The organism is Streptomyces xylophagus, from assembly GCF_000716435.1.
In the GTDB taxonomy this organism is placed as follows: Bacteria; Actinomycetota; Actinomycetes; order Streptomycetales; family Streptomycetaceae; genus Streptomyces; species Streptomyces xylophagus.
This window is the reverse complement of the sequence record NZ_JNWO01000015.1, coordinates 182,487-209,281: the sequence shown is the minus strand read 5'-3', so window position 1 is coordinate 209,281 and position 26,795 is coordinate 182,487. Positions and strand designations below refer to the sequence as shown.

Below are 26,795 nucleotides of genomic sequence, written 5' to 3'. Positions count from 1 at the left end.
GACATCCGAACGGCGGCCGACACCACTTCGCCGCGGCACGCGAACAACCTCGCAGGCCCCCGCCATGCTGCGGCTGTCTCGCCGGCGAGACAACACCGCGCAGACCATCCCGGCCCGCTCCGCATGCAGTGGTCCGCAAGCACGGCCGTTCCCACATCATGATGTGAGCCCGAGGATGTGGAACGGGTGTTCTGCCCGTCGTGCTGCCCGGCGGGTGGCTTCGGCGCTGTCGTCGCGTCCGTGCAGGTGAAGCGCCCCGACGGCGAGGTTCCGCAGCGGGGCCATGACACGCGGGCCGGAACTGGTACGGACGCGGCCAGGCGCACCCGCTCCCCGTCGAGCCCGCGACCTGCCGGCAGCCGCGGTCGAAACGCACCCGGCCGCCCACACGCAGCACGTTCATGCGCAGCTCACCACCGGACAGCGCATCCCATGGCTGCTTGCAGCATCGGCTCATCCGATACCCGGCCGGCCGGCGCGCATTGCCACGTCTTCTGAGCTGCGGATGTTGTGCGCGCGGTCCCCTGCCACGCGCTGAGCGCGCCCGGTCTCCGGCGCGCCCGCTCAACGTACAGCGAACATCCCTGGCGTATCCAGGCATTTTCCTCGACCCCCGCAGACGAAGACGTGTCACACATCTAGTCATACCGACCAGTCGGTACTAGCCTCCGCTCGAACGGGAGGACCCCCAGCCTCCCGCCGCTCGTCCCGTCCCCCGCCGCTCCCTCTCCCCAAGGAGTCGTATGTCCTCCGCCTCCGCACCACTCGACACGCGAGGCCCCGGTGCCGACGCGCCCGGCGCCGGCGCGCGCGGCTCGCTCAGCCGGCTGTACCGGCGCGACCTGGCGGCGTATCCGGCCACCGGGCGGCGCATGTCGTACCTGGCGATCGTGGTGGTCACGACCGTCGTCCTCTACTACATGCTCTACATCCAGTACGCGGTGGCGACGTCGATCATCACGCACTTCGACATGACCTACCGCTACTTCGTGTGGGTCTCGGTCATAGGCAACGCGATCGGGGCCTTCGCCTCGCTCGTGGCCGGCCTCGCGGACCGCTGGGGACGGGCGAACCTCGTGGTCTACGGACTGCTCGTCGCCGCGCTCCTGGTCTTCTTCGGACTGCCCAACGCCGGTGACAAGACGGCCTACTTGGTGCTGTTCGCCGTCGTGAGCTTCATCGAGGGCATCGTGCTGGTCGCGACCCCGGCGCTGATCCGCGACTTCTCACCGCAGCTCGGCCGCGCGACCGCGATGGGCTACTGGACGATGGGCCCGGTCATCGGCAGCCTGGTCGTCACGTCGGTGACCAGCAGCACGCTCGACACCGCCAGTTGGCAGGACGAACTGCGCTACTCCGGGGCGGCCGGGCTGGTCGTGTTCGTCGTCACCCTGTTCGCGCTGCGCGAGCTGTCGCCGGGCCTGCGCGACCAGATCATGGTGAGCCTGCGGGACCGGGCCCTGGTCGAGGCGCGCGCCAAGGGACTGGACACCGAGGCGGTACGGCGCGGCGAGTGGCGGCAGATGCTGCGCCTGGACATCCTCGGCTCCGCCTTCGCGATCGCCGTCTTCCTCCTGCTCTACTACGCGGCCGTCGGCAACTTCGTCGTCTACTTCTCGACCACCTTCGGCTACAGCGAGCAGCGCACCAACGGCCTGGCCAACTGGTACTGGGCCGCGAACGCCCTCGCGCTGATCGTGGCCGGCCTGCTCTCGGACCGACTGCTGGTGCGCAAGCCCTTCATGATCGTCGGCGGGATCGGCGCCATCGTCGCGACCGCGATCTTCGCCTCGCTGGCCACCCATGCGACGACCGGTTACTACACGTTCGCCTGGCTGTTCGTCGCGATCGGTGTGTTCAGCGGGGTCGCCTACGCCCCGTGGATGGCGAGCTTCACCGAGACCGTGGAGAAGCGCAACCCGGCCGCGACCGCCGCCGGCCTCGCGGTGTGGGGCTGGACGGTACGGATCGTGGTCGCCTTGTCGGCGGCGTTCATCCCGGTGCTCGTCACCTCGGTCACCCCGCTCGTCGAACACGGCGCGGAGGTGGCGGTCGCGCAGAAGCAGGCGGCCCCGGCGCTGGCGATCGTCGGCGCGCACCCCCAACTCTTCGCCGAGTTGGGCAAGTACACGCCGACCACGACGCCCCCCGCCCTGGCCGCCCAGGCGGTCAAGGAAGTCGGCGCCGCCGATCTGGCCGTCGTACAGAAGGCGCAGCCGCAGCTCAAGGTGCTCAAGGAGCACGGGCCGGAGGTGCAGAAGGCCGTGAAGAACGGTCCCGGGGAGTGGCGCACCTGGTGGTGGATCTGCGTGGGCGGCCAAGTCCTCTTCCTGCCCTTCGTGTTCGTGATGGCCGGCCGCTGGAGCCCGAAGAAGGCCCGCGAGGACGCCGACGCCCACCAGGAGGCCGTCGACCGCGAACTGGCCGCGCTGGCCACGAGCGAGGCCTGACCGAAGCACCGTCGCGCTGGTGTACGGGCCCAACTGCCCGGCCAAGGCCCGGACGAAGCCCGGCCGGGGCCCCAGGCCGGGCCGACCCGAAGCCCTGCCGAGGCCCCGGACCAGGCCAGGGGGAGCGGGCCAGGCCAGGGGGAGCGGGCCAGGAGAGGCGGGCCGGAGTGGAGCGGGCCAGAGCCAGGCCCGGAAGAAGCCCTGCCGGGGCCCCGGGCCAGGCCGGCCCAAAGCCCTGCCGAAGCCCTGGCCGGCCCAACCCTGAGCCCGACCGAGGACCCGGGCCGGGCCGACCCAAAGCCCGACCGAAGCCCCGGAGCGGGCTGACCCTAAGTCCGACCAAGTCCCCGACCAGGCCAGGGAGGAGCGGGCCGGCCCGAAGCCCGACTGAAGCCCCGGCCTTCGGCCAGGGCAAAGCGGGCCTGAGCCTTGCCTGGCCGAAGCCCGACCCTGGCCTGGCCTCGCCTGGCCTCGCCAGGCCAGGCCTGGTCGAGGCCCGACGCCGCCCCAGCCTGGTTGAAGGCTGGCGCCGCCCTGGTCAAAGGCTGGCCGAAGCCAGACCCCGTAGCCCGGCCGAAGGCCGACCGAGGCCTGACGGCAGTCCGGTCGGGGCTTGACCGCAGCCTGACAGCAGTGCGGCCGGGGCTTGACGGCAGTCCGGGCGAATCATCGATCGGCGCCGCGGTATGGGCCCAACTGCCCGTCGGGCCTGGTGATGATGGCGACCGCACCGCTCTCCGCCCACATCTCGGCGGCGGCCGGTCCCAAGGTCACCCTGATGCTGGGCGCGCTCGTCGTCGCCGTCGGCTACGGCCTCGGGGTCGTCATGATGGCCGCGGCCCGGCAGGTCGTCGTGATGTGCTGTGTGATCTCCGCCGGGGTCGGTTTCGCGTACGGCGCGCTGCCCGCGCTCATCATGGGCGCCGTGCCGCTGTCCGAGACGGCCGCCGCGAACAGCCTCAACAGCCTGATGCGTTCGATCGGTACGTCCGCGTCGAGCGCTGTCGCCGGGGTCGTACTGGCGCACATGACGACGTCCTTCGGCTCCCTGACGCTCCCCTCCCACAACGGCTTCCGCGTGATCATGGGGATCGGCTCGGCCGCGTCGCTGGCGGCGCTGGTGCTGGCCGCGTTCCTGCCGGGGCGGCGGGTAGCGGCGGATGCGGGGGTACCGGCGGCGGCCAACGCGGCGGCGGGGGTGGGGAGTTAGACACGGCAGGTCGGCGGCACCCCAAATCGGTGGCCGTGCTGCGGGCGGGGTCCCGGTGCCCCGCCCGCGCGGTGCGATGACGCGCCTACGTCACCTACGACACCCATGCCACTTACGACAGCTGCGACTGCACCTCGGCCGAGATCAGCTCCAGGTGGTCGAGGTCGTCCAGGTCGAGAACCTGGAGGTAGACACGCTGGGAACCGATCTCGGCGTAGCGGCCGATCTTGTCGACGATCTCGGACGGGGAGCCCGCGAGGCCGTTGGCCCTGAGGTCGTCGACTTCGCGGCCGATCGCGGCGGCGCGGCGGGCGACCTCCTGGTCGTCCTTGCCGACGCAGACCACGAGGGCGTTGGAGTAGACGAGGTCGTCGGCCTTGCGGCCGGCCTCCTCTGCGGCGGCGCGGACCCGGCCGAACTGCCGCTCGCTGTCCTCGATCGAGGCGAACGGGATGTTGAACTCGTCGGCGTACTTCGCGGCCAGTTTCGGGGTACGGCTCGCGCCGTGGCCGCCGATCAGCACGGGGACGCGGGCCTGCGCGGGCTTGGGCAGCGCGGGCGAGTCGGTCAGGTCGTAGTACGTGCCGTGGAAGTCGAAGGTGTCACCGGGCTTCGTCTCCCAGAGCCCGGTGACGATCGCGAGCTGCTCCTCCAGGCGGGCGAACTTCTCCTTCGGGAACGGGATGCCGTACGCCTTGTGCTCCTGCTCGAACCAGCCCGCGCCCAGGCCGAGTTCGACCCGGCCGCCGGACATCTGGTCGACCTGCGCGACCTGGATGGCGAGGACGCCGGGGAGGCGGAAGGTGCCGGCCGTCATCAGGGTGCCCAGGCGGATGCGCCTGGTCTCGCGGGCGAGGCCGGCCAGGGTGATCCAGGCGTCGGTGGGACCGGGGAGGCCGTCACCGGAGCCCATGCTCAGGTAGTGGTCGGAGCGGAAAAAGGCGTCGAAGCCGAGGTCCTCGGTGGCCTTGGCCACGGCGAGCAAGGTGTCGTAGGTCGCCCCCTGCTGGGGCTCGGTGAAGATGCGAAGATCCATGCCTCCATCCTGCACGCCCGGGTGCCGGTCAACCCCACCGGTCCCTCCGGCCCCTCTCGTCCCCGGTCGGGTGAAATTGCGTCAACCGTGCGCATGGGGACTGCCCGTGCCAGTGACCGGCCCCGTTGATGATCGTTGGCTCGGGCGGAGCCGGACCGCCCGGATTCCCGCACCGGCGAGGCGACGTCGGGGCGTCACCCGCATCGGCCTCCTCCCCCGGAGGGGCCACGGGCCGAGGAGGCCGTCATGTCCGAAGAAGCCGTGCCGCAGCAGGGCGGGCCTGCACAACCGAAGGGGTTGTTGCAGCAGATGGAGGAGCTGATGGCGTCACTGAACGCGGATCTGTCCGCCCTGGACGCGGATCTGCAGTCGACCGGAAGCCAGGGGTCGGCGTCCGCCGAGGAGGGCGCGGCAACCGCCTGACCCGCACACTGCGGCGGACCGGTGCACGGAGCAGACCCGATGCCGACAACACGGGCCGCGTGAAGCGCCTCCAAAGGGGCGCGGGGAACTGCGTGACCAGCCACGACGGCGTCGCGCAGGCCCCCGAACCGCAACCGTCACGCCGATCGCCCCACCCGAACGCGGCGACCTGGTCGCAACTCCCCGCACCGTCACCCCGCCTCCCGCTCCGGTATCGCCGTCTGTTCCCGGTCCGCCAGTCTTCGGAGCATCTCCAGGACCCGGTCCCGGGACTCGTCCGCCGCGTCGATCGCCTCCATGCACTGCCAGTACGTGCCCTCGTCGTCCGCCGCGCAGGCGATGCCGACGAGGGCGATGCCGACCTCGCCGAGCAGACCGCCCAGACACAGCAGGGCGAGGCGGGCGTCGCCCAACTCGGTGAGCTGGGCCGCGCGTAAGTCCTCGATGGCCAGCACCGGGGTGTCGAGCACTCCGCAGCCCCGGCCCGCCAGCTCGGTCAACCCCAGTGCCTCGCCCCGCAGTTCGGGTGGACCGAAGACCGCGAGGCGGCTGCCTATCGCCTGGGCGAGGGCCTGCGCCTGCCACACCTCCGTCATGGTCTCCGGCACGTCGCCGCTTCCGGCCAGGGCGCGCCTGCTCGTCACGATGAGCCGCATCGCGTCCATGCGCTGCCCCCGTCATATCCCGACGTGCTGTTCGCACGTCCGCCCGAACTCCCTTGTCCACTACCCAGAGTGAGAGTGCCTGAGACGAAAAGCCAGAGGAAGGCGGAAATCTGTGGACAACAAATCGGTTGCGGACAGATGAATGACTCCGGAGAGTGAAAATGGACGCGCAGACTCCCCCAACTTGACCATTACGGCCGCGGGAACCTGACCTCGTTCCGGTCGATCTTCGCGTCGAGCGCGGCGAGCGGATCGATGCCGAGCACCTCGCACAGTTGGAGCAAGTACGCGAGCACATCGGCGACTTCGTCCGTCACCCGGTGCGCGCTGTCCGGGTCGTCCATGACCCGCGTCGACTCCTCCGGGGTCAACCACTGGAAGATCTCGACCAGTTCGGAGGCCTCCACGCTCAGCGCGGCGACGAGGTTCTTGGGGGTGTGGTACGGCTGCCAGTTCCGCGCGGCCGCGAACTCGGCCAGTCTGCGCTGCAGTTTCGCCACGTCGAGATGTTCTGTCACGGCTCCAGGTGTACCACTGTGACACCCTCGACCCCGGCGACCCAGGACGCGTCGCTCACCGCGCCGACCACCCGGATGTGCCCGCGCTCGCACATCCGCGCGGCGAGCCGCAGCAGTTCGGCCCGTTGCCGTACGTCGATCGCGCGGTCCAGGCCGTCGGCGAGCACCGTGAGCGTCTGCATCGCCGCCGGGACCTCGCCCGGCGGGTCGACCTCCAGGACGCCGGGGCCGGTGAGGAGCACCAACGCCAGTGCCGCGTACCGGAGTTCGCCGTCGCCGAGGCGTTCGAAGCCGGTGCGCGGGCCGTCGCCCCGGTCGAGCACCGCGCGGAGCATGCCGTCGGGCAGTGGTTCCGCGAGCACGTCCACGACGGGTCCGGCGCACCCGGTGCGCACCGCCGTGACGAGTTGCCCGTGCCGTCGTCCGCACTCGCTCCGGGTGCGCCACAGCACGTCGGCGAGGTTGCCGCAGTCCCGCAGCAGCCGACCGTCGCCGATCGGCACGGCCGCGCGCATCCGCTCGGGCGCCGGATCACAGGCGAAGACGGAGCGCAGGGCGACCACCATCTGCTCGGCGGCGGCGAGGACTTGGCGCTGTCCGTCCGTCTTGCCGGCCACGCGCAACGGCAGCAGGGCGGTGCCGAGCCGGTCGTCCGGCAGCGGTGCGCGGGTGACCGGCGACGAACCCGCCGTATGCCAGGCGGCCTGTACCGAACGGCGTGAGGGGTCGCGCAGCGCGGTCTCCAGGAGGACGAGCCCGCCCGAGGTCAACCGCTCGCCCACGATGCGCAGTTCAGGCTCGGCCTGGACGGCGACGTCGAGCCGTACCGGACCCTCGGGCCCGTCCGCCGTACAGCCGATACGGAACCCGCGCCGGCGCTGGGCGTCGGGCCGGGCCCGCTCCGGGACACAGGCGACCGGGTCCGGGAACACCTCCCCCACCTCGCCCCCGCCGCCGAGCCGCGCGAGGGCCTCGTACGCCCGCAGCGCGCTGGTCTTGCCGCATCCGCTGGGCCCGGCGAAGAGGGTGAGCGGCCCGAGCGGGAACCCGGCACCCCGGTGCGTGGCGAACGCCGACAGGCGCAGCTCGGTGAGGTGCGGTCGGTCGGGGTGCGCGTCGGTGCGGCCGGGGCTCCCCGGCGCGGGGGCGTTCGACGACAACGGGGCGGCGCCGGCCGACGGCTCCGGCGAGGGCCGGGCCCGGGGCGAGGCGGCTTCCGGCGACCGGCCTTGCGGCGGCACGGACTCGGGCGGCCGAGAGAACTCGGACGACCGGGGGTACTCCGACGACGGGGCGGACTCGGACGACTGGGGCGACTGTGACGACACGGCCATATCCGGACCGTAGGCCTCCGCCGGGAGGCGAACCGTTCCGTCCCGGGGACCTTCCTACGATCGGGGGATCGACCTCACCACTCCCGTGAGGCTCACACGCCCGGAACCCCCGCGCCCTCCATCAGCCCGCGCACTTCCGTCCCCGGCGGTGTGAGCAGGAACACGTTCCGGTCGACGCGGGTCATTCCGCTCGCCAGGCCGAAGACGACGCCCGTGCTGAAGTCCAGCACCCGCTTGGCGACCTCCGTCTCCGCGCCCGTGAGGTCGAGAAGCACCGGTATGCCCGCCATCAGGGTCTCGGCGACCTCGCGGGCGTCCCCGAACACGTTCACGCGGAGGACGACGAACCGGCGGCGCGGTTCGGTCTGGGCCTCGGGCAGGGAACGGTGGCCCACGGCCGACGGCCAGGCGTCCCGGCCTCGCAGCGGCACTACCTGGGCGAGCCCTTCCCACTGTTCGTCGGTGACATCGTGGCTGTTCACCGGCATGCTCCGTCCTGGGTCGCACTGGCAGTCTGCATCCGGCAATTGTTGCGCACTGTCACCCGTTCGGCCCAACAGCGACACACTCCGCGACAAGATCGGGCACATCTCACACCGACCCCCGACCCGTTGTGCAACGGGCGTAACCCCTGATGATCGAGCCGCGTGACATCGGCGTAACGGGCAATTCGTACGGTCTACGGCATGACGACGAGCCTCCAGACGCAGCAGGTACGGACGGTCTGCTCGTACTGCGGTGTGGGCTGCGGCATGCTGCTCGACGTCGGCGCGGGTCCCGAGGGCAGGCGTACGGTCCTCAAGGCGTCCGGCGACAAGGCGCACCCGGCGAACGCGGGCCGGCTCTGCACCAAGGGCGCGACCACGGCCGAGATGCTCGCCGCACCGGGCCGGCTGACCGGGGCGCTCGTGCGGGGCGAGCGCGGCGAGGAGCCGGTGCCGACGCCCGTGGCCGACGCGATCGCCGAGACCGCGCGGCGCCTGCGGCAGATCGTCGACGAGCACGGGCCGGACGCGGTCGCCCTCTATGTCTCCGGGCAAATGAGCCTGGAGGCGCAGTACTTGGCGAACAAGCTGGCCAAGGGGTTCGTCCGGACGAACCAGATCGAGTCCAACTCCCGGCTGTGCATGGCCAGTGCGGGCGCCGGTTACAAGTCGTCGCTGGGCGCGGACGGGCCGCCGGGGTCGTACGAGGACTTCGAGCGGGCCGACGTGTTCCTCGTCATCGGCTCGAACATGGCCGACTGCCATCCGATCCTCTTCCTGCGGATGATGGAACGGGTCAAGGCGGGCGCCAAGTTGATCGTCGTCGACCCGCGCCGGACCGCCACGGCGGCGAAGGCGGACCTGTTCCTCCAGATCGCACCGGGCACCGATCTCGCCCTGCTCAACGGCCTGTTGAGGCTGCTGCACGAGAACGGGCACACCGACCCGGAGTTCATCACCGCGCACACCGAGGGCTGGGAGGCGCTGCCCGACTTCCTCGCGGACTACGCGCCGGACGCGGTCGCCGCCCTCACGGGCCTCACCGAGGACGACATCCGTACGGCGGCCCGGCTGATCGGCGAGGCGGGCGAGTGGATGAGCTGCTGGACGATGGGGCTCAACCAGTCCACGCACGGCACCTGGAACACCAACGCCCTGATCAACCTGCATCTCGCGACCGGGGCCATCTGCCGCCCCGGCAGCGGGCCGTTCTCCCTCACCGGCCAGCCGAACGCGATGGGCGGCCGTGAAATGGGCTACATGGGACCGGGGTTGCCGGGCCAGCGGTCCGTACTGGTCGGCGCGGAACGGGAGTTCACCGAGGAGTTGTGGGGTCTGCCGCCGGGCACGATCCGCGCGGACGGCGTCGGCCGGGGCACGGTCGAGATGTTCCAGAAGATGGCCGACGGCGACATCAAGGCCTGCTGGATCATCTGCACCAACCCCGTCGCCTCCGTCGCCAACCGACGCACCGTCATCGAGGGCCTGGAAGCAGCCGAGTTCGTCGTCACCCAGGACGTCTTCACCGACACCGAGACCAACGCCTACGCCGACGTCGTCCTCCCCGGCGCGATGTGGACCGAGTCCGAGGGCGTCCTCATCAACAGCGAACGCACCCTCACCCTCGCCCGCCCCGTCGTCGACCCGCCCGGCGAGGCGATGCCCGACTGGCGCCTCATCGCGGCCGTCGCGTGCGCCATGGGGTACGAGAAGGGCTTCTCCTACGACAGCGCGGAGCAGGTCTTCGAGGAGATACGGCAGTTCTGGAACCCGGTGACCGGCTGGGATCTGCGCGGGGTGACCTACGAGCGGCTGCGGTCCACGCCGGTGCAGTGGCCTGCGGCGGAGGACGGGCCGGACCGCAATCCCATTCGGTATGTGGGGGAAGGTGAGCTACGGTTTCCAACTGCCAGTGGACGGGCCGCCTTTCACGCTCGGCCGCACATGCCGGCCGCCGAACTGCCCGACGACGACTACCCGTTCGTGCTGAACACCGGGCGGCTTCAGCACCAGTGGCACACGCTGACGAAGACGGGCAAGGTGGCCAAGCTCAACAAGCTCAACCCCGGTCCCTTCGTGGAGCTGCATCCGCAGGACGCACGGGAGTTGGGGATCGCCGAGGGCGACTCGGTGGAGGTCGCGTCGCGTCGGGGGCGGGCGGTGCTGCCGGCCGTGGTGACCGACCGGGTGCGGCCGGGGGGCTGTTTCGCTCCGTTCCACTGGAACGATCTCTTCGGCGAGTATCTGAGCGTCAACGCGGTGACGAGCGACGCGGTGGATCCGGTGTCGTTCCAGCCGGAGTTCAAGGTGTGCGCGGTGTCGTTGGCGAAGGTGGCGAGCGCGGCACCGGCATCGGCACCGGTTTCAACAGAGGTGTCGGAAAGGGCAGTTGTCCCGACCGCCGTGATCCCGGGCGCGAACCCCTTCGGTCTCGACCCCGCCCCGCCTCCCGTCCTCTCCGCGCAAGAACGCCTCTACCTGACCGGCTTCCTCGCGGGGATCGAGTCCGGCGCCCCAGGCGTGCCGACGCTCCCGCCGGACGCGCCCTTCAGTGCCGAGCACGCGCTGTGGGTCAACGGCGTTCTCGCCGGAATGTATTCGAGGTCGACGCCCGCTCCCCCACAGCAACCGCGACAACAGCCGCAGCCCGGTCGGCAGATCGTCGTCCTGTGGGCCTCGCAGACCGGAAACGCCGAGGAGTTGGCGGCGGCCACCGCCGAGCGGCTGGGCTCGGCCGGGCACCGGGCGACCCTGGTCGGCATGGACCAGGCCGACGTCGGCACGCTCCCCGCCGATGCCGATCTCCTCTTCATCACCAGCACGTTCGGCGACGGCGACGCCCCCGACAACGGCTCCGGTTTCTGGGACACGCTCGCCGGTGAGCAGGCGCCACGGCTGGACGGAGTGCGGTACGCGGTGCTCGCCCTGGGCGACTCGTCGTACGACGACTTCTGCGGGCACGGGCGCCGACTGGACGCGCGGCTCGACGAGTTGGGCGGCGTACGGCTGGCGCCGCGTACGGACTGCGAGCCGGACTTCGAGCCGTCGGCGGACGCCTGGCTGGGCCAGGTGATCACCGCGCTCGGAAGCGAGACGGTCACGAAGCCACCCGCCCGCGCCCCCAAGCCCACCCCCGTCGCCGCCCGTCTCGTGGGCAACCGGCTGCTCAGCAAACCCGGCGCGGGCAAGGAAGTCCGCCGGTTCACCTTCGACACCAGCGGCACCGACCTGACGTACGAGACCGGTGACGCCCTCGGCGTGCGGCCGGTCAACTCCCCCTCCCTGGTGGACGAATGGCTCGTCGCCACCGGCACCGATGGCGGGGCGGTCGTAGAACTGGACGGTGTCGGGGAGTTCGCCTTCGCCGAAGCGCTCCACCGACAGCTGGACATCACCCGGATCACCCCGGACCTGCTCCGGTTCGTGGCCGAACGTGCCCGGGACGACCGGGAGTTGCGCAGGCTGCTGCGGCCCGACAACAAGGACCGGCTGGCGCAGTGGAGTTGGGGGCGGCAGGCGGTGGACGTGCTGGCCGAGTATCCGGTGAAGGCGAGTGCCGAGGAATGGGCCGGGGTGCTCAAGAAGCTTCAGCCGCGCCTGTATTCGATCTCGTCCAGCCCGCTCGTCGACCCGCACAGCGTCTCGCTGACGGTGTCGGTGGTGCGGTACGAGAGTCTCAACGGGCTTCCGCGCGGCGGGGTTTGTTCGCCGTTCCTGGCGGACGCCGATGTGGAGGCGAGGACGGAGGTGCCGGTGTTCGTGCAGCGCTCGCCGCACTTCCGGCCGCCCTCCGATCCCGCGACACCGATGGTGATGGTCGGACCCGGCACCGGGGTCGCGCCGTTCGTCGGGTTTCTTCAGGAGCGGCGGGCGCTCGGGCATCCGGCGCCGAACTGGCTGTTCTTCGGGGAGCAGCATCGCGCGACGGACTTCTACTACGAGGAGGAGCTGACGGCGTTGCTGGGCGAGGGCACGCTGGCGCGGCTGGACACGGCCTTCTCCCGGGACCAGCGCGCCAAGGTGTATGTGCAGGACCGGATGCGGGAGCACGGGCCGGAGTTGTGGCACTGGTTGCAGGAGGGTGCCCACTTCTATGTGTGCGGGGACGCCTCGCGGATGGCGAAGGACGTGGACCGGGCATTGCGTGACATCGCGGTCGCGCACGGCGGGCTGGACGAGGGCGAGGCGGCCGCGTATGTGAAGCAACTGGCGGCGGCGAAGCGGTATGTGCGCGATGTTTACTGAATGAACTGATGGCCACGGCCAGTTGAACAAAGCCGTTCGACTTCGCCCCATTTAGGCCACAACGAGGCCTTCTTACCCGTCTCACACCGGAATCTTCTCGATTGCCGACACCTCGCTCACCAGGCGGGATTAGCGTCGTGTGTTGTGCACTTGGCAGAAAAACATCAGGTGACGCCCGGTCGGCGGACACAGTCGGCGGTGTCCGCCCCGGAACCTCCCGCGCAGTGGCACCGCATCCTCACCCTGCTCGCCGACATCAGTCTGTTCATCGGCGTCCGCCCGGTGTGGACGCAGGCCGCCAGCCATCGGCTCGTCGTGGCGGCGGCCGTCTCGCTCTGCTACGCCTCGATCCTGGTGTGCGGTGTGCTGGCCCTGGTGGTCCGCCGGGCGCGGTCGCTGGCGCGGATCGATCTCGCCGTGCTGGTGACGGCGGTCCTGCTGGCGCTGTCCGCGTGGTCCGTGTTCCACGGCGGCGGCGACGAGGCGGTCCTCACCACCCAGGCCGCCAAGGAGCTGGTCGCCGGGCACCCGATCTACGGCCAGCCCTGGCCGTGGCTCTTCCACCCGAGCCAGGGCGTCGCGCTGACCCCGACGGTGACCGGTGGCTACGACTACACGTACGGCTATCCCCCGTTGGAGACGCTGCTGACGGCGCCCCTGCTGTGGATCGGGCACGGCGGTGCCCCCGCGACGGCAGTCGCCACCGGCGCGCTCATCGCGGCCGCGGTCCTCATGTGGCGGCTCTTGCCGGTGCAGTGGCGGTCGGCGGCCACCATGGCGTGCCTGGGTCTCGGACTGCTTCCGTCCTACGGCCGTCAGGGCTACCCGGCGGTCCTCGCCCTGGCGTTGCTGGTGCCGGTGGTGATCCGCTGGCCCCGGATCGGCAGGGGCGGCCGGCTCGGCCCCGCCGGGATCGCGCAGGCCGCCTGCCTGGGCGCGGCCTGCGCTGCGCAGCAACTCCCCTGGTTCCTCACGCCGTTCCTGCTCGCCGGGATCTACGCGGTGCGGCGCGGCGAACTGGGCGGCAGGCACGCCGCGTTGGTGCTGTTGCGAATCGTCGGGATCGCCGTCACCGTGTGGCTGCTGATCAACACGTACTTCATCGTGCACGAGCCGAGCACGTGGCTGTCGGGCATCGCGCTGCCGCTGACGCAGGGCGCGGTGGTGCACGGTCAGGGCCTGGTGGACATCTCGCTGTACTTCACGAACGGCAGCGACCGGCTCGACTGGTACTCCCACGCGAGCATGCTGCTGGCGGCCGGACTGCTCGCCGTGTTCGTGCTGTTCGTACGGCGGTTGGGCCCGGCGGCGACGGTCCTGCCCTGGTGCGCCTTCTATCTGGCGACCCGCTCGCAGGACGGCTACTACCTGCTGATGACCCCGTTGTGGCTGGCTTCGGCGGTCACCGCGCCGCTCTCCGAGTTCCGCCAGGCGTGGCAGCCGCGTCCCCGGCTGCTGTCCGGTCCGCACCGCCGTCAGGCGAGGGTCGCGGCGGCCGTGCTGCTGGTCACGCCGGCGCTGGCGAGCGCAGCCGTGGCGGCGACGGGCGCCCCGCCGATGACCATGAAACTCACCGGAGTCCGGCGCGCGTTGCCCACCGTCGTGACCCGGCTGACGGTCCAGGTGACCAACTCGTCCGGGACCGCCCTCACCCCCCACTACACGCTCACCACGGGTCAGGGCATGAGCAGGTTCTGGTCCCAGGTGGGCGGTCCGGCGACACTGCCCGCGCACAGCACGACGAGCATCGAACTCCGGCCGCCCAACGGGACGTTCACCCTGCCCCACAAAAAGGTCCGCATCCGGGTGCGTGCCTTCACCGCCACTCCGCAGACGCTGTCCAGCTCGGACATCCAACTGCGGCCCGCCGATTGACGGTGCGTCAGGCGGCCTTGCGCAGGAAGCGGAGCGTGGTGGTGACGGTGGTCAGCCCGCGCAGCATGCCCAGCTGGTTCCAGCCGAGGCCGAACTGGTCCCGGTCCACGGTGAATTCGGCGTCCAGCGTGAGCGCCTCGGCGGTCGCGTCCTTGAGGCGGGCCGTGAAGTTCTGGGGGCGGCTGATGCCGTGGACGGTCAGCTGACCGACGACGTGCACGGTGTCGCCGGTCAGCTCCGCGCTGCGCACCGCGAAGGTGATCTCCGGGAACTTCTCGACGTCGAACAGGTCGGCGGACCGCAGATGCTTGTCGCGCTTGGCGTTCTTGGTGTCCAGGGAGGCGGCGGCCAGGGTCAGCGTGCCGATCGCGGACCCGTCGGGCCGGACCTCGCCCTGGCCGGTGACGGTGCCGAAGGTGCCCTTCACATTGACCAGGCCCCACATCGTCTTGTGGCTGATGCCCACGGTGGAGGCGGCCTGGTCGAGCTGCCACACCCCGGTTTCGACGGCGACGGTCATGATCTCTCCCACTGGTTCCGGTAGTCCAAATTTGAATGAGCCTCACGCTAGCCCATTATCCAAATCTGAACAACCATCTCCTCCAAATTTGGACAACAGGTAGACTCGATGTCATGGCCGACCCTGTTGAGCGCCCCGCCGACCAGCCCGAATGTCCCTCCATGCAGGGCGCCGGGCTGCTCCCGCCCGAGCTGCGCGCCTGGATGCTGCTGCTGGCGGCGACGGGTGCGGTGGAGCAGGAGCTGCGTGCGGTCGTGAAGGGGAACCTCGACGTCTCGCACGACGAGTTCCTGGTGCTGTGCCTGCTGGCCGAGGAGCCCGCGGGGCTGCGCATGACCCGGATCGCCGAGCTGCTCGGCCGCCCGAAGACCCGGCTGACGTATCAGATCGCCTGTCTCCAGCACGCGGGTCTGGTCACCCGCCAGTCGGTGTGCGGGGACAAGCGCGGGGTCGAGGTCGCCCTCACGGAGAAGGCCCGGCGGCTGCTCAAGGAGGCGTCCGAGACGCTCTCCGAGACGGTGAAGCGGGCACTCACCCAGTTCGTCGGACCGGCCCAACGCGAGGCCATGTGCGCCCTGTTGCCCGATCTCGCGGCGTCGCCCGACCTCGAGGCCAACTGACGCCGTTCTCCTACGACTTGATCAGCTGGACTCCCGGACCACCAGCCGGCACGGCACCGTGTGCAGCCCGGGCGCCGGGTCCGCGTCGATCGCCTCCAGGAGCCGCAGGGCGGCGATCCGGCCGATCTCGGCGAGGCTCATGTCGATCGTGGTGAGGGGCGGCCGGCTGGCCAGGGCCATGGTGTCCCAGTTGTCGTAGCCGACCACGGCGATGTCGGCGGGGACGCCCACCCCGCGCTCGCGCAGCGCGTCCGTCACGCCTCGCGCGATCTGGTCGTTGCCGCAGAAGAAGGCGTCCGTGTCGGGTGCCGTACGCAGGACCGCGTCGGCGGCGCGGCGGCCCCAGGCCTCGCTCCACTCGCCGAAGTGGACGCGTCCGGTGGCGAGTTCGAGCCCGGCGCTCTTCAGGTGATCGCTCGCGAACCGGGCCCGGTCGCGGGCTGCGGCGTGGTGGGCCGGGCCGGTGACGTGCGCGATCCGGGTGCGGCCAGCGGCCAGCAGATGTTCTACGGCGAGGCGGGCGCCGCCCTCGTCGTCGGAGACGACGGAGGTGTCGTCCGGATCGGTGGACGGGGACAGCGCGTAGACCACCGGGACCTCGTCCACGCCGGTCAGCGGCGGACGCGGGTCGGTGCGGCGGCCGGTGACGATGATGCCGTCGACGCGGCGGTCCATCAGGTTGCGCAGATGGTGCTGTTCGCGGATCGCGTCGCCCCGGGTGTCGCACAGCAGCACGGAGATCTTGCCGGCCCCGAGCGCGTCCTCGGCGCCCAGCAGCACCGGCGTGCTGAACCGGCCGATGCCGTCCGTGGTCATCAGGCCGACCGTCCAACTCCGGCCGGTGTGCAGGCTCTGCGCGTTCTGGTTCGGCCGGAACCCCAGGGCCTCGACGGCGTCCAGCACCCGCTGCCGGGTCTCGGGCCGCATCCGCCCGCCGCCGTTCAGCGCCTTCGACGCGGTGCCCACGCTGACGCCCGCGAGGGCGGCGACATCGGCGAGTCTGGCCCGGCCCGCGGAGGGTGAACGAGGAGCAGAAGTCACGGGCAATCCTTTTCCTTCACGTCGGCTATACGTCGGCGGTGACGGCCTCATCGGCGACAGTAGCAGCCCCTGGGCAAGGTGAAAAAAGCTTTGTCGCGACACTTGACCCGGATCGGCTGACTCCCCTCTACTCTCCTCCAGGAAAACGATTGCTCAAACGAGTTTCTGAGCAGAATCGGAGAGCCATGCCCCGCGTGCCCCGCATCCCTTGCGCCGCGTCCCCCGTCGGCCCGGTCCGGCTCGGCCCGGCCGCCCGCGCGGCGCTGCGCCCGGCCACCGCCGACGTCACGGCGGGCTTCTGGCACAGCCGCCGCGAGATCAACGCCCGGGTCTCCCTCCCCCAGGGCCCCGGCCTGCTGGAGTCCGCGGGCAATCTGCACAACCTGCGGCTGGCGGCCGGCACGGCCGAGGGCGAGTACCGGGGCGCGTACCCGTTCGTCGACACGGACGTCCACAAGTGGCTGGAGGCCGCCTCCTGGCAGCTCGCCCAACAGGCCGACGGGGAGCTGGAGTCGGAGGTGGACCGGATCATCGCCCTGGTCGCCGCCGCGCAACGGCCCGACGGCTACCTCAACACCTGGTTCCAGGTCCGCGAGAGCGGCGCGCGCTATCAAGACCTGCGCTGGGGACACGAGTTGTACTGCGCGGGCCATCTGATCCAGGCGGGCGTCGCCCATCACCGGGCCACCGGACGTACCGAACTCCTGGACGTGGCCCGCTGGTTCGCCAATCACCTCGGCCAGGTCTTCGGCCCGCCCGGCAGCGGCAGGCCGATCGACGGCATCGACGGCCACCCCGAGGTGGAGACCGCCCTGGTCGAGCTGTACCGGGAGACCGGTGAACGCGCCTACCTGGACCTGGCCGGCTACTTCGTCGACCGGCACGGCCACGGCCTCCTCGGCGGCGAGGCCTACTGCCAGGACCGCGTCCCGGTGCGCGAGGCGACCGACGTGGAGGGCCACGCCGTACGGCAGTTGTATCTGCTGGCCGCGGTCACCGACCTCGCCACCGAGACGGACGACCCCGAACTCCGGTCCGCCGCCGAGCGGTTGTGGCACGCGATGACCACGACCAAGACCCACCTCACCGGCGGGCTCGGCGCGCACCACGACGAGGAGGACTTCGGCGACCCCTACGAACTCCCCAACGAGCGCGCGTACTGCGAGACCTGCGCGGCCATCGCGTCGGTCCAGTGGAGCTGGCGGATGGCCCTGCTCACCGGTGAGGCCCGCTACTCCGACCTGATCGAACGCACCCTGTACAACGGCTTCCTGGCCGGAGTGTCGCTCGACGGCGAGAGCTGGCTGTACGTCAACCCGCTCCAGGTCCGCGACGGCCACACCGACCCCGGCGGCGACCAGTCGGCCCGCCGCACCCGCTGGTTCCGCTGCGCCTGCTGCCCACCGAACGTCATGCGGCTGCTGGCCTCCCTGGAGCACTACCTGTCGTCCGGCGACGAACAGGGCCTGCAGATCCACCAGTTCGCCACCGGCCGCTACTCCTACGGCGCGATGTCCGTGCGCGCCGAGACCGACTACCCCTGGCACGGCACGATCGCCCTCACCGTCGAGGAGACCCCGCGCGATCGGCCCTGGACGCTCTCGTTGCGCGTCCCGCAGTGGTGCCGTGAATTCCGGGTGCGGGTCGGGGAGTTGTCGTACGACCAGACGGACGCACCCGTCTCCGACGGCTGGCTGCGGCTCGAACGGACCTGGGCACCCGGCGACCTGGTCGTCCTGGAGCTGGAGCTCGAACCCCGGCTGACCGGCGCCGACCCGCGGGTGGACGCCGTGCGCGGCTGCGCCGCGATCGAGCGCGGGCCGCTCGTGTACTGCCTGGAGCAAGTGGACGTCCCTGGCGGTGGATTGGACGACATCGTCCTCGACCCCACGCGTCCGCTCGCCGTGAAGCACCGCCCGGATCTGCTCGGCGGGGTCACCACCGTCGTCGCGGCCGGGTACCGCAGGCGCCTTGTGGAGGACGGGAGTTGGTGGCCGTACCGGGCCGCCGATCCCGCCGTCCCGTCCACCGGCGCCTTGGTCGAGCTCACCGCGATCCCCTACTACGCGTGGGCCAACCGGCAGGACGGCAGCATGCGCGTCTGGCTGCCGACCTCCTGAACTCCCCTGTCCTTCAGCCTGGTTCACCCTGACAACGAGGTCACTCCCGTGCGAAACACCCGCCGAATCCGCAACACCCGCAGAACCCTCCTCATCGCGCTCGCCGCGACCGGTGCGCTCGTCTCCGTCGCCGCGTGCGGCTCCGGCTCCGGTTCCTCCTCGTCCTCCGGCGACTCCAAGACGTACACCTTCTGGGACCCGTACCCGCAGTTCGACGCCTCCTCCGACTGGGGCAAGCGGGTCGCGCAGTGCGGCACGCAGGCGGGGGTGAAGATCAAGCGGACCGCCTACGACACGTCGGACCTGGGCAACAAGGCCCTGCTGGCCGCCCAGCAGGGCAACGCGCCGGACGTGATGCTGGTGGACAACCCCGTCGTCTCCACGCTGGTGGAGGCGGGCATCCTCAACAAGACGAGCGACCTCGGGCTCGACACGTCGGCGATCCAGAAGAACATCATCGGCGCGGGCACGCTGGACGGCTCCGCCTACGGGATACCCGTGGGGGCCAACACCCTTGCCCTCTACTACAACAAGAAGATCCTGGCCGCCGCGCATGTCGATCCCGCGTCGGTGAAGGACTGGGGCTCGCTGACGGCGGCGCTCGCGAAGGTCAAGGCCGCGGGCAAGAAGGGGATCACGTTCTCCGCGATCAACACGGAGGAGGGCAGTTTCCAGTTCCTGCCCTGGTTCTGGGGTGCGGGCGGCGATCTCACCAAGCTCAACTCGGCCGAGGGTGTTGCCGCGTTGACGTTGTGGAAGGGCTGGGTGGACTCGGGGTACGCGCCCAAGGACGTGCTCAACAACACCCAGACCACCAGCTGGCAGGAGTTCGCGACCGGGGACTACGCGTTCAGTGAGAACGGGACGTGGCAGCTCGGCAACGCCGACAAGGCCGGGTTCGGGTACGGGATCATCAACATCCCTGCGCAGAAGGGGGGTTCGGCTCCCGTCCCGACCGGGGGCGAGTTCGTCACCGTGCCGGTGCAGAAGGACACCGGGCGGTATGGCGTCAGCAAGAAGATCGTGACGTGTCTGACCAGCGCGGGCAGTCTGCTGGCGACGGACACGACGTTGATGTATGTAGCGCCCACTGCCGCTGTGCAGGCCCAACAGGTGGCGAGGAACCCGGAGTTGAAACCTTGGGTCACTGCGGTGGCGGCGGCTCGGGGGCGGACCAGCGGCGGGCTCGGCACCAAGTACCCCACCATCTCGCAGCCCTTGTGGACGGCTGTGCAGTCGGCGCTGTCCGGGGGGAAGAGTCCGCAGGGGGCGTTGGATGTGGCTCAGTCGGCTGCGGGCAAGGGCTGACGGGTGGCTCTCAATCCGCGGGTCGGTGGGGGCTGGTCGCGCAGTTCCCCGCGCCCCTTTGGGGCGCGGCAGTTGGCCGGCCTCGCATTCATCGCGCCCCTCCTTGCCTACCTCTCCGCCTTCTACGCCTACCCGCTCTATCGGAATCTCGATCTGAGCCTGCGTGACTACACCGTGCGGTCGTTCGTGCAGGGGGATGCGCCGTACTCCGGGTGGGACAACTTCTCGACCGTGCTGCATGATCCGACGTTCTGGCCGGCGATGCGGAACACGATGGTGTTCACGTTCGTGTCGATCGTCTTTCAGTACGCGGCCGGGCTGGCGCTGGCCGTGTTCTTCAACCGGCACTTCCGACTGGCGTCCACGCTCAGGGCGTTGTTCCTGATCCCTTGGCTGTTGCCGCTCATCGTGTCGGCGTCGACCTGGTCGTGGATGTTCAACAGCGAGTCGGGGGTGGTGAATTACGGCCTGCACCTGGTCGGGGTGGACCCGGTGGGCTGGCTCACCTCGCCGGACTGGGCGTTGACGTCGGTGATCGTCGCGAACATCTGGATCGGCATCCCGTTCAACCTGGTGATCCTGTACAGCGGGCTGCAGAACATTCCGGCGGAGTTGTACGAGGCGGCCTCCCTGGACGGGGCGGGTGCCTGGCAGCAGTTCCGGCGGATCACCTTTCCGCTGCTCCGGCCGGTGTCCGCGATCACCCTGCTTCTGGGGCTGGTCTACACGCTGAAGGTGTTCGACCTGATCTGGATCATGACGAAGGGCGGTCCCGGCGACTCCTCGTCGACGCTGGCCACGTGGTCGTACCAGCTCGGATTCGGCACGCTGCTGCCCAAGTTCGGGCCCGGCGCCGCCGTCGGCAACATCCTCATCCTCATCGCGCTCGTCTTCGGGCTGCTGTACATCCGCGTCCAGAGGAGGCAGGAGTCGTGAAGTCGCGCGGCTACACCGTGATCGGCCTCGTCCTCACGGCGCTGATGTTGTTCCCGGTGTACTGGATGCTGAACGTGTCCCTCACCCCTCAGCAGGACATGCGCAAGTCCCCGCCCGACCTGTTCCCGCTGCACCCCACGTTCGAGGGCTACCGGGCGGTGCTCGACGACCAACTCCCCTACCTGGGCACGAGTTTGCTGATCGGGATCGGCACGGTCGCCCTGACCCTCCTGATCGCCGCCCCGGCCGGCTACTGGCTGGCGAAGCTGCGGTCGCGCACCGGCGGCGCCCTGAGCCTGGCTCTTCTGATCGCCCAGATGATCCCGGGCATCGTCATGGCGATGGGCTTCTACGGCTTCTTTCTGGACCTCGGGCTGCTCAACTCCTGGTGGGGACTGATCATCGCGGACTCCACCATCGCCGTGCCGTTCGGCGTCATGATCTTCACCGCGTTCATGTCGGGCATCCCCGGCGAGCTGATCTCGGCCGCCCTCATCGACGGCGCCGGCACCTGGCGCACCTTCCGGTCGGTCGTCCTCCCGCTGAGCCGCAACGCGATCGTCACGGTCTCACTGTTCGGCTTCCTGTGGGCCTGGTCCGACTTCGTCTTCGCCAACACCCTTGACGGCGGCGGCAGTTGGCGGCCGATCACCCTCGGCATCTACAAGTACATCGGCAACAACAACCAGGAGTGGAACGCGATCATGGCCACCGCCGTCGTCGCGTCCGTCCCCGCGGCAGTACTCCTCGTCCTCGCCCAGCGCTATGTGGCCGCCGGCGTGACCGCGGGCGCGGTCAAGGACTGAGCCATCGCACCACCCCAACTCACCGTCTCAGGAGCCTTCATGAGCCGCTCGGCACACCCTGAACCCAGACAGACCGCACACTACGGCCGCCTCGTCGCGGCCCTCGGAGCCGCGAGCCTCACGGCCGCCGCAGCCCTCGGTACCGCCACTCCCGCCCAGGCCGCCCCCACCTCCGCGACCACCCTGGTCGTCAACGCGGCCTCGACCCTGCGCTCGGTCACCCATGTGGCGACTGGCAGCCTCTACGGCCTGGCCGACGCGAGCACCCCTGCCGACAGCCTGGTCACCCCGCTCAAGCCGAACACCTTCGTGCAGATGGCGCCGGGCGGCTCCCAACTGCCCAACGGTGAGCCGGCGCCTGCCGGTGACGCGCTGGTCGTGGCGTCCAAGGCGGCGCGCGCGGGTGCCAAGGTGGTGGTCCGGATGCCCGACTGGTATCCGAACTTCCCCTACCAGTGGGTGAGTTGGAGCGACTGGCTGTCCGCCGTGGACCAGCAGGTCGCGTCCGTGAAGTCCTCCGGTGCCACCAACGTCAGCGCGTACGAGCTGTGGAACGAGCCCGACTGGACCTGGGACACCTCGGCGGCCGGCGCCTTCGACGCCGGGTGGGCGACGACGTACAAGGAGGTCCGCGCCAAGGACGCCAACACGCCGATCCAGGGCCCGAGTTACTCGGCGTGGAACCAGAGCTGGATGAGCACGTTCCTCACCGATGCCAAGGCGAGCGGCACCGTCCCCGACATCGTCAGCTGGCACGAGCTGCAGGGTTCGCAGAGCATCGCCGCGCACGTGGCCGCGTACCGCGCGCTCGAAACGAGCCTGGGCATCAGCCCGCGCCCGATCTCGATCGAGGAGTACGGCACGACGAGCGAGGTCGGTGTCCCCGGCCAACTGGTCGGCTACGTCGCCAAGTTCGAGCGGACCGGCGTCCATGACGCCGAGCTGGCCTTCTGGAACCACTACGGCACCCTCGGCGACACCCTGACCGACACCGGCGGCTCGCCCAACGGGTCGTACTGGCTCTACAAGTGGTACGGCGACATGTCGGGGAACATGGTCACCACCACTCCCCCGGCCCAGACCGGCATCGACGGCGCCGCCGCGCTGACCGGTGACGGGAAGCAGATCAGCGTGATCTTCGGGGGTGGGGTCGGCTCAACTGCCGTACAGGTGAATGGACTTGGGTCGTTGTCCGCCTTCGGCAGCACCGTGCACGTCAAGCTGGAGTACACGCCGTCGAAGGGGCGGACGACGGCCGTGTCGGCGCCGATCACCGTCTCGGACGCCGACTACACCGTGTCGAACGGCTCGATCACCGTGCCGGTCGCGATGAACGCGTCCGACGGCTACCACCTGGTCGTCACGCCCAGCGGGACCTCGACCTCGCTGGCGGGGACGTACCAGATCAAGAACAAGAACAGCGGGCTGGCCCTGGACACGCAGGGGGCCGCGACTGCCCAGGGGACGGCGGTCGTTCAGGCCACGTCGAGCACCGGTACGAGTCAGTCCTGGACGCTGACGGCCGCCGGTTCCGGCCTCTACAAGATCACCAACAAGGCGAGCGGGCTGCTGCTCGGCATCACCAACGCCGGCACGACGGACGGCGGTACCGCCCTGATCTGGGGCGACAACGGTACCGCCGACCACCTCTGGCAGCTGATCCCGGCCGGGGACGGCACGTACAAGATCGCCAACTACAACAGCGGTCTGCTGCTCGGCGTGACCAACATGAGCACCACCTCCGGTGCGCAGGTCCTGCAGTGGGACGACAACGGGACGGCCGACCACCTGTGGAGCCTGACCGCGCGATGACCCCCTAGGGAATCCGGCTAGGGAGTGTGCGCCGCGCCCCCTTCGGCCAGCAGGTCCACGAGGGTCGCCCGGGCCCGGGCGACCCTCGAACGGACCGTCCCCACAGGGCAGTTGCTGCGTTCCGCCGCCTCCTCGTAGGGCAGGCCGAGGAGTTGGGTGAGGAGGAACGCCTCGCGGCGTTCGTCCGGCAGGACGGCGAGGAGGTCGAGCAGTGCCACGCCGTCGTCGAAGCCCGGGAGGCCCTGGGGCTGAGCCATTTCGACGGCGAGTTGCCAGTCCGCCGTGTCGGACAGGCGCGGGCGGGCGGCGGCCCGGCGGTAGCTGTCGATCACCGCGCGGCGGGCGATGGACAGCAGCCAGGTCCGGGCCGAGGACCGGCCCTCGAAGCGGTGCAGGCTGCCGAGCGCCCGCAGGAACGTGTCCTGCGCGAGGTCGTCCACCGCCTGCGGATCGGCGCAGAGGTGGGCGACGTAGCGCAGGACGTCGCGGTGCAGGGCGCGCACGAGGTGCTCTACGGCGGCGGAGTCGCCGTGGCGGGCGGCGAGCGCCCAGTCGGTCACCGACTCGTCGCTCGACGCCGTCGTGTCGCGCGAGATGGGCAGGGCAGGAGTGATCACCTGAAGTCCTTCTCAGTCATCCGTGAAGGGAGAGACGGCCCTACGGCGCCGAAGTCGGCGCGGGCGTACGGCCGAGGCCCGAGGCGCGCACGGGCAGCCTCGGGAGATCGGTTGCCGTCAGACGGCAGCCGTCCCTATGGGCGGACCCCGAGAGATGATCGTGTGGACGAGAAGGAGAAGCCGCGGCGCCCGGTCCGAGCGCGGGCGGCACCCGCGGACGCGCGGACGGTCCGGCGGGGCGGGCAGGGCGAGCAGCAGTCGTAGCGGAGCCGCCAGCCGGCCGGCGACAGCTCGCAGCACGCGGAAGGCGGCCCGCTCTCCGTGTGCCAGCCACAGCCCGCAGAGCAGGGCGGCCAGCAGGTGGGCGGCGTACATGCCGAACGACGACACACCGCCGCCGCCAGCCGAGTCGGACATATGGGCCATGTCCATGTGGCCCATATCCATTGAGTCCATGGCATCCATGTGCATGGAGCCCATGTGCATGGAGCCCATCGACGTGGACGCCTGCTCGGACTGCGCGAGGGAGAACGCGGAGTGGAGGGCGGCCTGGGTCGCGACCACGGCTGTCACTACCAGGGGGAGCCCACGTTCACGGCCCGCCAAGGACCAGCCGGCCGCACCGGTCGCGGCGAGCCCGGTGAGCAGCGCCCACGCGGGCACGTGGCGGCCGGACATCAGGACGTGGCCCAGGGCGGCGAGCACCACACAGACGGCCGCGAACATCGCGGCCCGTACTGTGCGAGAACACCACCCTGCTGTCATGGCGCCTCATCCTTGCATCCGGACCCGGTTCGACATGCAGGGGTACGGAAATGTCCGGCGCGGTACTCAGCGGTGGGCGGTGTCCGCGGTCGGGCCGAGCCCGCTAGTCCTCGATGATCAAGCCTTTCGCCGCGAGGACCGGCGCGAGGCCGCACATCTCGATCACGGTCTTGCCCGCCCGGTACGCGGCGATGTATCCCGCCTCGGCGTCGACCCGTTCCTGTGCGGCGGTGGCCGCCTCGGCGGCATCCTCGCGGCGGACGACGACCACGCCGTCGGCGTCGGCGCGCATGATGTCGCCGGGGCGGACCAGTACGCCGCCGACGGTGACGGGCTCGCACATGGGGCCGACGGTCTCCTTGACGGTGCCCTTGATGGAGACGCTGCGGGAGAAGACCGGGAAGCCCAGGGCGCGCAGGTCCTCGGTGTCGCGGACGCCCGTGTCGGTGATCAGACCGGCGAGGCCCTTGGCCTGGCAGGCGTTGGCGAGGACGTCGCCGAAGGAGCCGGCCTCCTCGTAGTTGCCGGCGGACACGACCACGACGTCGCCGGGCCGGGCGTAGGCGATGGCGGTCTGAAGCATGAGGTTGTCGCGCGGGGCGCACTGGACGGTGAAGGCGGGGCCGCACAGGGACATGGTGCGGTCGACCGGCTTGATCGCCGAGTCCAGCGCCCCGAGCCTGCCCTGTGCCTCGTGGATGGTGGCCGAGGAGAACTCACTCAGCTGCTTGACCACGGCGGGCTCCGGCCGGTCGAACTTGGTGCTGACGCGGATCATGATGACCTTTCAGGCGGAGGGTGCGGCGGACGTCAGTTCGGCGCACGCCGTCGCTATGCGTCCGCAGGCCTCGGTGAGGACGTCCGTCGAGGTGGCGAAGGAGATACGGAAGTAGCCGGGGGCGCCGTACGCCGTTCCGTGGATCACCGCGACCTGTTGGCTGTCGAGGAGGTGGCGGGCGAAGTCCTCGTCGTTCTCGATGCGGGTGCCGTCCGGTGTCAACTGGCCTATGGCGTCCCGGCAGTTGACCAGGAGGTAGAAGCCGCCGTCCGGGACGGTGCAGCTGAGCTGCGGAACGTCGCCGATGAGCTTCGCGGTCTCGTCGCGGCGGGCGCGGTAGACGCGCACGGTGTCCTGGACGAAGTCCTGCGGTCCCGTGAGCGCGGCGGCAGCGGCGGCCTGGCTCACCGAGGAGGGGCACGAAGAGGTCTGGGACTGGAGGGTGTTGATCGCCGTCACCAGGTCCGCGGGGCCGACCCCGTAGCCGATACGCCAACCTGTCATCGCGTATGTCTTGGAGACGCCGTTGGTGAGGAACACCCGGTCGGCCAGGCGGGGTTCGACGGCAGCGAGGGACGGGGCGTCCTCGTCGCCGTACCAGATCTCGTCGTAGATCTCGTCGGTGAGGACGCCGACGTGCGGGTGGGCGAGCAACACCTGGGCGAGGGCGCGGAGTTCGTCGGTGGTGTAGGCGGATCCGGTGGGGTTTCCGGGGGTGTTGAGGACGACCCAGCGGGTGCGTTCGGTGAGGGCCGCCGTGAGCCGCTCCGGGGTCAGCTTGAAGCCTTCCGCCTCAGGGCAGTCGACGATGACTGGAGTGCCGTCGTTGGCGCTGACCATGTCGGGGTACGACACCCAGTACGGGGCGGGGACGATGACCTCGTCGCCCTCGTCCAGGGTGGCCATCAGGGCGAGGAAGATGACCTGCTTGGCGCCGCCGCCGACGGTGATGCGGGAGTCGGGGACCTCCAGGCCATGGCGCTCACGGAGTTTGCCAGAGATCGCCGCACGCAGGGCCGAAGTGCCGTTCACCGGCGTGTACTTGGTCTCCCCCGCCTCGATGGCCCGGATCGCGGCGGCCTTGACGTGGTCGGGGGTGTCGAAGTCCGGCTCGCCGACCGTCAGGTCGAGGATGGTGAGGCCCTGGCTCTTCAGCTCGCGTACGCGCTGGGCCGCCGCCGTGCTCGGTGAGGGCTTGATACGGCGCAGCCGCTCTGCCGTCTTCATGTGA

General features: G+C 70.4%; 22 protein-coding genes. 11 read left to right on the top strand and 11 right to left on the bottom strand.

What is annotated here, in order from left to right:
• Positions 1-743 precede the first annotated feature (743 nt).
• Positions 744-2,450, top strand: coding sequence for an MFS transporter (locus OO70_RS30530; protein ID WP_043678146.1), 1,707 nt, complete (start codon positions 744-746; stop codon positions 2,448-2,450).
• Positions 2,451-3,168: 718 nt separating this feature from the next.
• The gene (locus OO70_RS30525) at positions 3,169-3,660 is read left to right on the top strand and encodes an MFS transporter (RefSeq protein ID WP_051741746.1); all 492 of its coding nucleotides are present in this window, start codon (positions 3,169-3,171) and stop codon (positions 3,658-3,660) included.
• A 112-nt stretch (positions 3,661-3,772) separates the two neighbouring features.
• Here the strand turns inward: OO70_RS30525 and OO70_RS30520 are convergent, their stop codons facing one another.
• Positions 3,773-4,696, bottom strand: a complete 924-nt coding sequence (locus OO70_RS30520) for an LLM class F420-dependent oxidoreductase (protein ID WP_043678144.1) — start codon at positions 4,694-4,696, stop codon at positions 3,773-3,775.
• Positions 4,697-4,942: 246 nt separating this feature from the next.
• Between OO70_RS30520 and OO70_RS55470 the strand changes: the two genes are divergently transcribed.
• Entirely contained in the window at positions 4,943-5,119 is a 177-nt protein-coding gene (locus tag OO70_RS55470) for a hypothetical protein (RefSeq protein WP_199827437.1), read from the top strand.
• A gap of 191 nt (positions 5,120-5,310) precedes the next feature.
• Here OO70_RS55470 and OO70_RS30515 read toward each other — a convergent pair whose 3' ends face one another.
• The 4 genes from OO70_RS30515 to OO70_RS30495 all read right to left on the bottom strand — a co-directional run bounded on the left by OO70_RS30515 (position 5,311) and on the right by OO70_RS30495 (position 8,124).
• Positions 5,311-5,784, bottom strand: coding sequence for a DUF6099 family protein (locus tag OO70_RS30515; protein ID WP_043678142.1), 474 nt, complete (start codon positions 5,782-5,784; stop codon positions 5,311-5,313).
• 191 nt (positions 5,785-5,975) lie between these two features.
• Positions 5,976-6,302: a nucleotide pyrophosphohydrolase gene (locus tag OO70_RS30510; protein WP_043678139.1), complete on the bottom strand. Its 327-nt coding sequence runs from the start codon at positions 6,300-6,302 to the stop codon at positions 5,976-5,978.
• Positions 6,299-7,636: an ATP-binding protein gene (locus OO70_RS30505; protein ID WP_234336975.1), complete on the bottom strand. Its 1,338-nt coding sequence runs from the start codon at positions 7,634-7,636 to the stop codon at positions 6,299-6,301. The genes OO70_RS30510 and OO70_RS30505 overlap by 4 nt, the downstream gene beginning before the upstream one ends.
• A gap of 92 nt (positions 7,637-7,728) precedes the next feature.
• Positions 7,729-8,124 (bottom strand): cell division protein SepF, encoded by a 396-nt coding sequence (locus tag OO70_RS30495; RefSeq protein ID WP_043678134.1) that lies wholly within the window; start codon positions 8,122-8,124, stop codon positions 7,729-7,731.
• A 198-nt stretch (positions 8,125-8,322) separates the two neighbouring features.
• On the opposite strand from OO70_RS30495, the gene OO70_RS30490 reads away from it, so the two are divergent.
• Together OO70_RS30490 and OO70_RS30485 are read left to right on the top strand one after the other, a co-directional pair.
• Positions 8,323-12,366, top strand: a complete 4,044-nt coding sequence (locus OO70_RS30490) for a bifunctional nitrate reductase/sulfite reductase flavoprotein subunit alpha (RefSeq protein WP_043678132.1) — start codon at positions 8,323-8,325, stop codon at positions 12,364-12,366.
• Positions 12,367-12,564: 198 nt separating this feature from the next.
• On the top strand, positions 12,565-14,241 hold the full coding sequence (locus tag OO70_RS30485) for a membrane protein (RefSeq protein WP_043678130.1): 1,677 nt from the start codon (positions 12,565-12,567) through the stop codon (positions 14,239-14,241).
• Between the two features lie 7 nt (positions 14,242-14,248).
• Here OO70_RS30485 and OO70_RS30480 read toward each other — a convergent pair whose 3' ends face one another.
• On the bottom strand, positions 14,249-14,761 hold the full coding sequence (locus tag OO70_RS30480; RefSeq protein WP_043678582.1) for a YceI family protein: 513 nt from the start codon (positions 14,759-14,761) through the stop codon (positions 14,249-14,251).
• Between the two features lie 113 nt (positions 14,762-14,874).
• Here OO70_RS30480 and OO70_RS30475 point away from each other — a divergent pair, with 113 nt between their 5' ends.
• Entirely contained in the window at positions 14,875-15,381 is a 507-nt protein-coding gene (locus tag OO70_RS30475; protein ID WP_043678127.1) for a MarR family winged helix-turn-helix transcriptional regulator, read from the top strand.
• A 21-nt stretch (positions 15,382-15,402) separates the two neighbouring features.
• Here the strand turns inward: OO70_RS30475 and OO70_RS30470 are convergent, their stop codons facing one another.
• Positions 15,403-16,422 carry a LacI family DNA-binding transcriptional regulator gene (locus OO70_RS30470; RefSeq protein WP_051741744.1) on the bottom strand — a complete coding sequence of 340 codons (1,020 nt, stop codon included), beginning with the start codon at positions 16,420-16,422 and terminating at the stop codon, positions 15,403-15,405.
• Positions 16,423-16,607: 185 nt separating this feature from the next.
• On the opposite strand from OO70_RS30470, the gene OO70_RS30465 reads away from it, so the two are divergent.
• The 5 genes from OO70_RS30465 to OO70_RS30445 are packed head-to-tail and all read left to right on the top strand — an operon-like array spanning position 16,608 to position 23,404.
• Complete coding sequence (locus tag OO70_RS30465; protein ID WP_043678125.1) at positions 16,608-18,542, top strand: glycoside hydrolase family 127 protein; 1,935 nt, start codon at positions 16,608-16,610, stop codon at positions 18,540-18,542.
• 48 nt (positions 18,543-18,590) lie between these two features.
• Positions 18,591-19,850, top strand: coding sequence for a sugar ABC transporter substrate-binding protein (locus OO70_RS30460; RefSeq protein ID WP_407702843.1), 1,260 nt, complete (start codon positions 18,591-18,593; stop codon positions 19,848-19,850).
• Positions 19,851-19,853: 3 nt separating this feature from the next.
• Positions 19,854-20,786 (top strand): carbohydrate ABC transporter permease, encoded by a 933-nt coding sequence (locus OO70_RS30455; RefSeq protein WP_043678123.1) that lies wholly within the window; start codon positions 19,854-19,856, stop codon positions 20,784-20,786.
• A 44-nt stretch (positions 20,787-20,830) separates the two neighbouring features.
• A complete protein-coding gene (locus OO70_RS30450; protein ID WP_078651633.1) occupies positions 20,831-21,592 on the top strand; it encodes a carbohydrate ABC transporter permease in 762 nt (253 codons plus the stop codon).
• A gap of 39 nt (positions 21,593-21,631) precedes the next feature.
• Positions 21,632-23,404, top strand: a complete 1,773-nt coding sequence (locus tag OO70_RS30445; protein WP_043678118.1) for an RICIN domain-containing protein — start codon at positions 21,632-21,634, stop codon at positions 23,402-23,404.
• A gap of 17 nt (positions 23,405-23,421) precedes the next feature.
• On the opposite strand, the gene OO70_RS30440 is transcribed toward OO70_RS30445, so the two are convergent.
• From OO70_RS30440 to OO70_RS30425, 4 genes are all read right to left on the bottom strand, one after another.
• Positions 23,422-24,021: a sigma-70 family RNA polymerase sigma factor gene (locus OO70_RS30440; RefSeq protein ID WP_043678116.1), complete on the bottom strand. Its 600-nt coding sequence runs from the start codon at positions 24,019-24,021 to the stop codon at positions 23,422-23,424.
• Between the two features lie 117 nt (positions 24,022-24,138).
• Positions 24,139-24,786 (bottom strand): hypothetical protein, encoded by a 648-nt coding sequence (locus OO70_RS30435; RefSeq protein ID WP_043678114.1) that lies wholly within the window; start codon positions 24,784-24,786, stop codon positions 24,139-24,141.
• A gap of 103 nt (positions 24,787-24,889) precedes the next feature.
• Positions 24,890-25,564 carry a 4-carboxy-4-hydroxy-2-oxoadipate aldolase/oxaloacetate decarboxylase gene (locus OO70_RS30430; protein ID WP_043678112.1) on the bottom strand — a complete coding sequence of 225 codons (675 nt, stop codon included), beginning with the start codon at positions 25,562-25,564 and terminating at the stop codon, positions 24,890-24,892.
• A gap of 9 nt (positions 25,565-25,573) precedes the next feature.
• A complete protein-coding gene (locus tag OO70_RS30425) occupies positions 25,574-26,791 on the bottom strand; it encodes an aspartate transaminase (protein ID WP_043678109.1) in 1,218 nt (405 codons plus the stop codon).
• Between the last annotated feature and the right edge of the window lie 4 nt (positions 26,792-26,795).

Excerpts from the sequence above, each read along its gene's own strand:
- OO70_RS30530 (WP_043678146.1), top strand. The coding sequence starts at position 744 with ATGTCCTCCGCCTCCGCACCACTCGACACGCGAGGCCCCGGTGCCGAC.
- OO70_RS30525 (WP_051741746.1), top strand. The coding sequence starts at position 3,169 with ATGGCGACCGCACCGCTCTCCGCCCACATCTCGGCGGCGGCCGGTCCC.
- OO70_RS30520 (WP_043678144.1), bottom strand. The coding sequence starts at position 4,696 with ATGGATCTTCGCATCTTCACCGAGCCCCAGCAGGGGGCGACCTACGAC.
- OO70_RS55470 (WP_199827437.1), top strand. The coding sequence starts at position 4,943 with ATGTCCGAAGAAGCCGTGCCGCAGCAGGGCGGGCCTGCACAACCGAAG.
- OO70_RS30515 (WP_043678142.1), bottom strand. The coding sequence starts at position 5,784 with ATGGACGCGATGCGGCTCATCGTGACGAGCAGGCGCGCCCTGGCCGGA.
- OO70_RS30505 (WP_234336975.1), bottom strand. The coding sequence starts at position 7,636 with ATGGCCGTGTCGTCACAGTCGCCCCAGTCGTCCGAGTCCGCCCCGTCG.
- OO70_RS30495 (WP_043678134.1), bottom strand. The coding sequence starts at position 8,124 with ATGCCGGTGAACAGCCACGATGTCACCGACGAACAGTGGGAAGGGCTC.
- OO70_RS30490 (WP_043678132.1), top strand. The coding sequence starts at position 8,323 with ATGACGACGAGCCTCCAGACGCAGCAGGTACGGACGGTCTGCTCGTAC.
- OO70_RS30480 (WP_043678582.1), bottom strand. The coding sequence starts at position 14,761 with ATGACCGTCGCCGTCGAAACCGGGGTGTGGCAGCTCGACCAGGCCGCC.
- OO70_RS30475 (WP_043678127.1), top strand. The coding sequence starts at position 14,875 with ATGGCCGACCCTGTTGAGCGCCCCGCCGACCAGCCCGAATGTCCCTCC.
- OO70_RS30465 (WP_043678125.1), top strand. The coding sequence starts at position 16,608 with ATGCCCCGCGTGCCCCGCATCCCTTGCGCCGCGTCCCCCGTCGGCCCG.
- OO70_RS30450 (WP_078651633.1), top strand. The coding sequence starts at position 20,831 with ATGTTGTTCCCGGTGTACTGGATGCTGAACGTGTCCCTCACCCCTCAG.
- OO70_RS30445 (WP_043678118.1), top strand. The coding sequence starts at position 21,632 with ATGAGCCGCTCGGCACACCCTGAACCCAGACAGACCGCACACTACGGC.
- OO70_RS30435 (WP_043678114.1), bottom strand. The coding sequence starts at position 24,786 with ATGACAGCAGGGTGGTGTTCTCGCACAGTACGGGCCGCGATGTTCGCG.
- OO70_RS30430 (WP_043678112.1), bottom strand. The coding sequence starts at position 25,564 with ATGATCCGCGTCAGCACCAAGTTCGACCGGCCGGAGCCCGCCGTGGTC.
- OO70_RS30425 (WP_043678109.1), bottom strand. The coding sequence starts at position 26,791 with ATGAAGACGGCAGAGCGGCTGCGCCGTATCAAGCCCTCACCGAGCACG.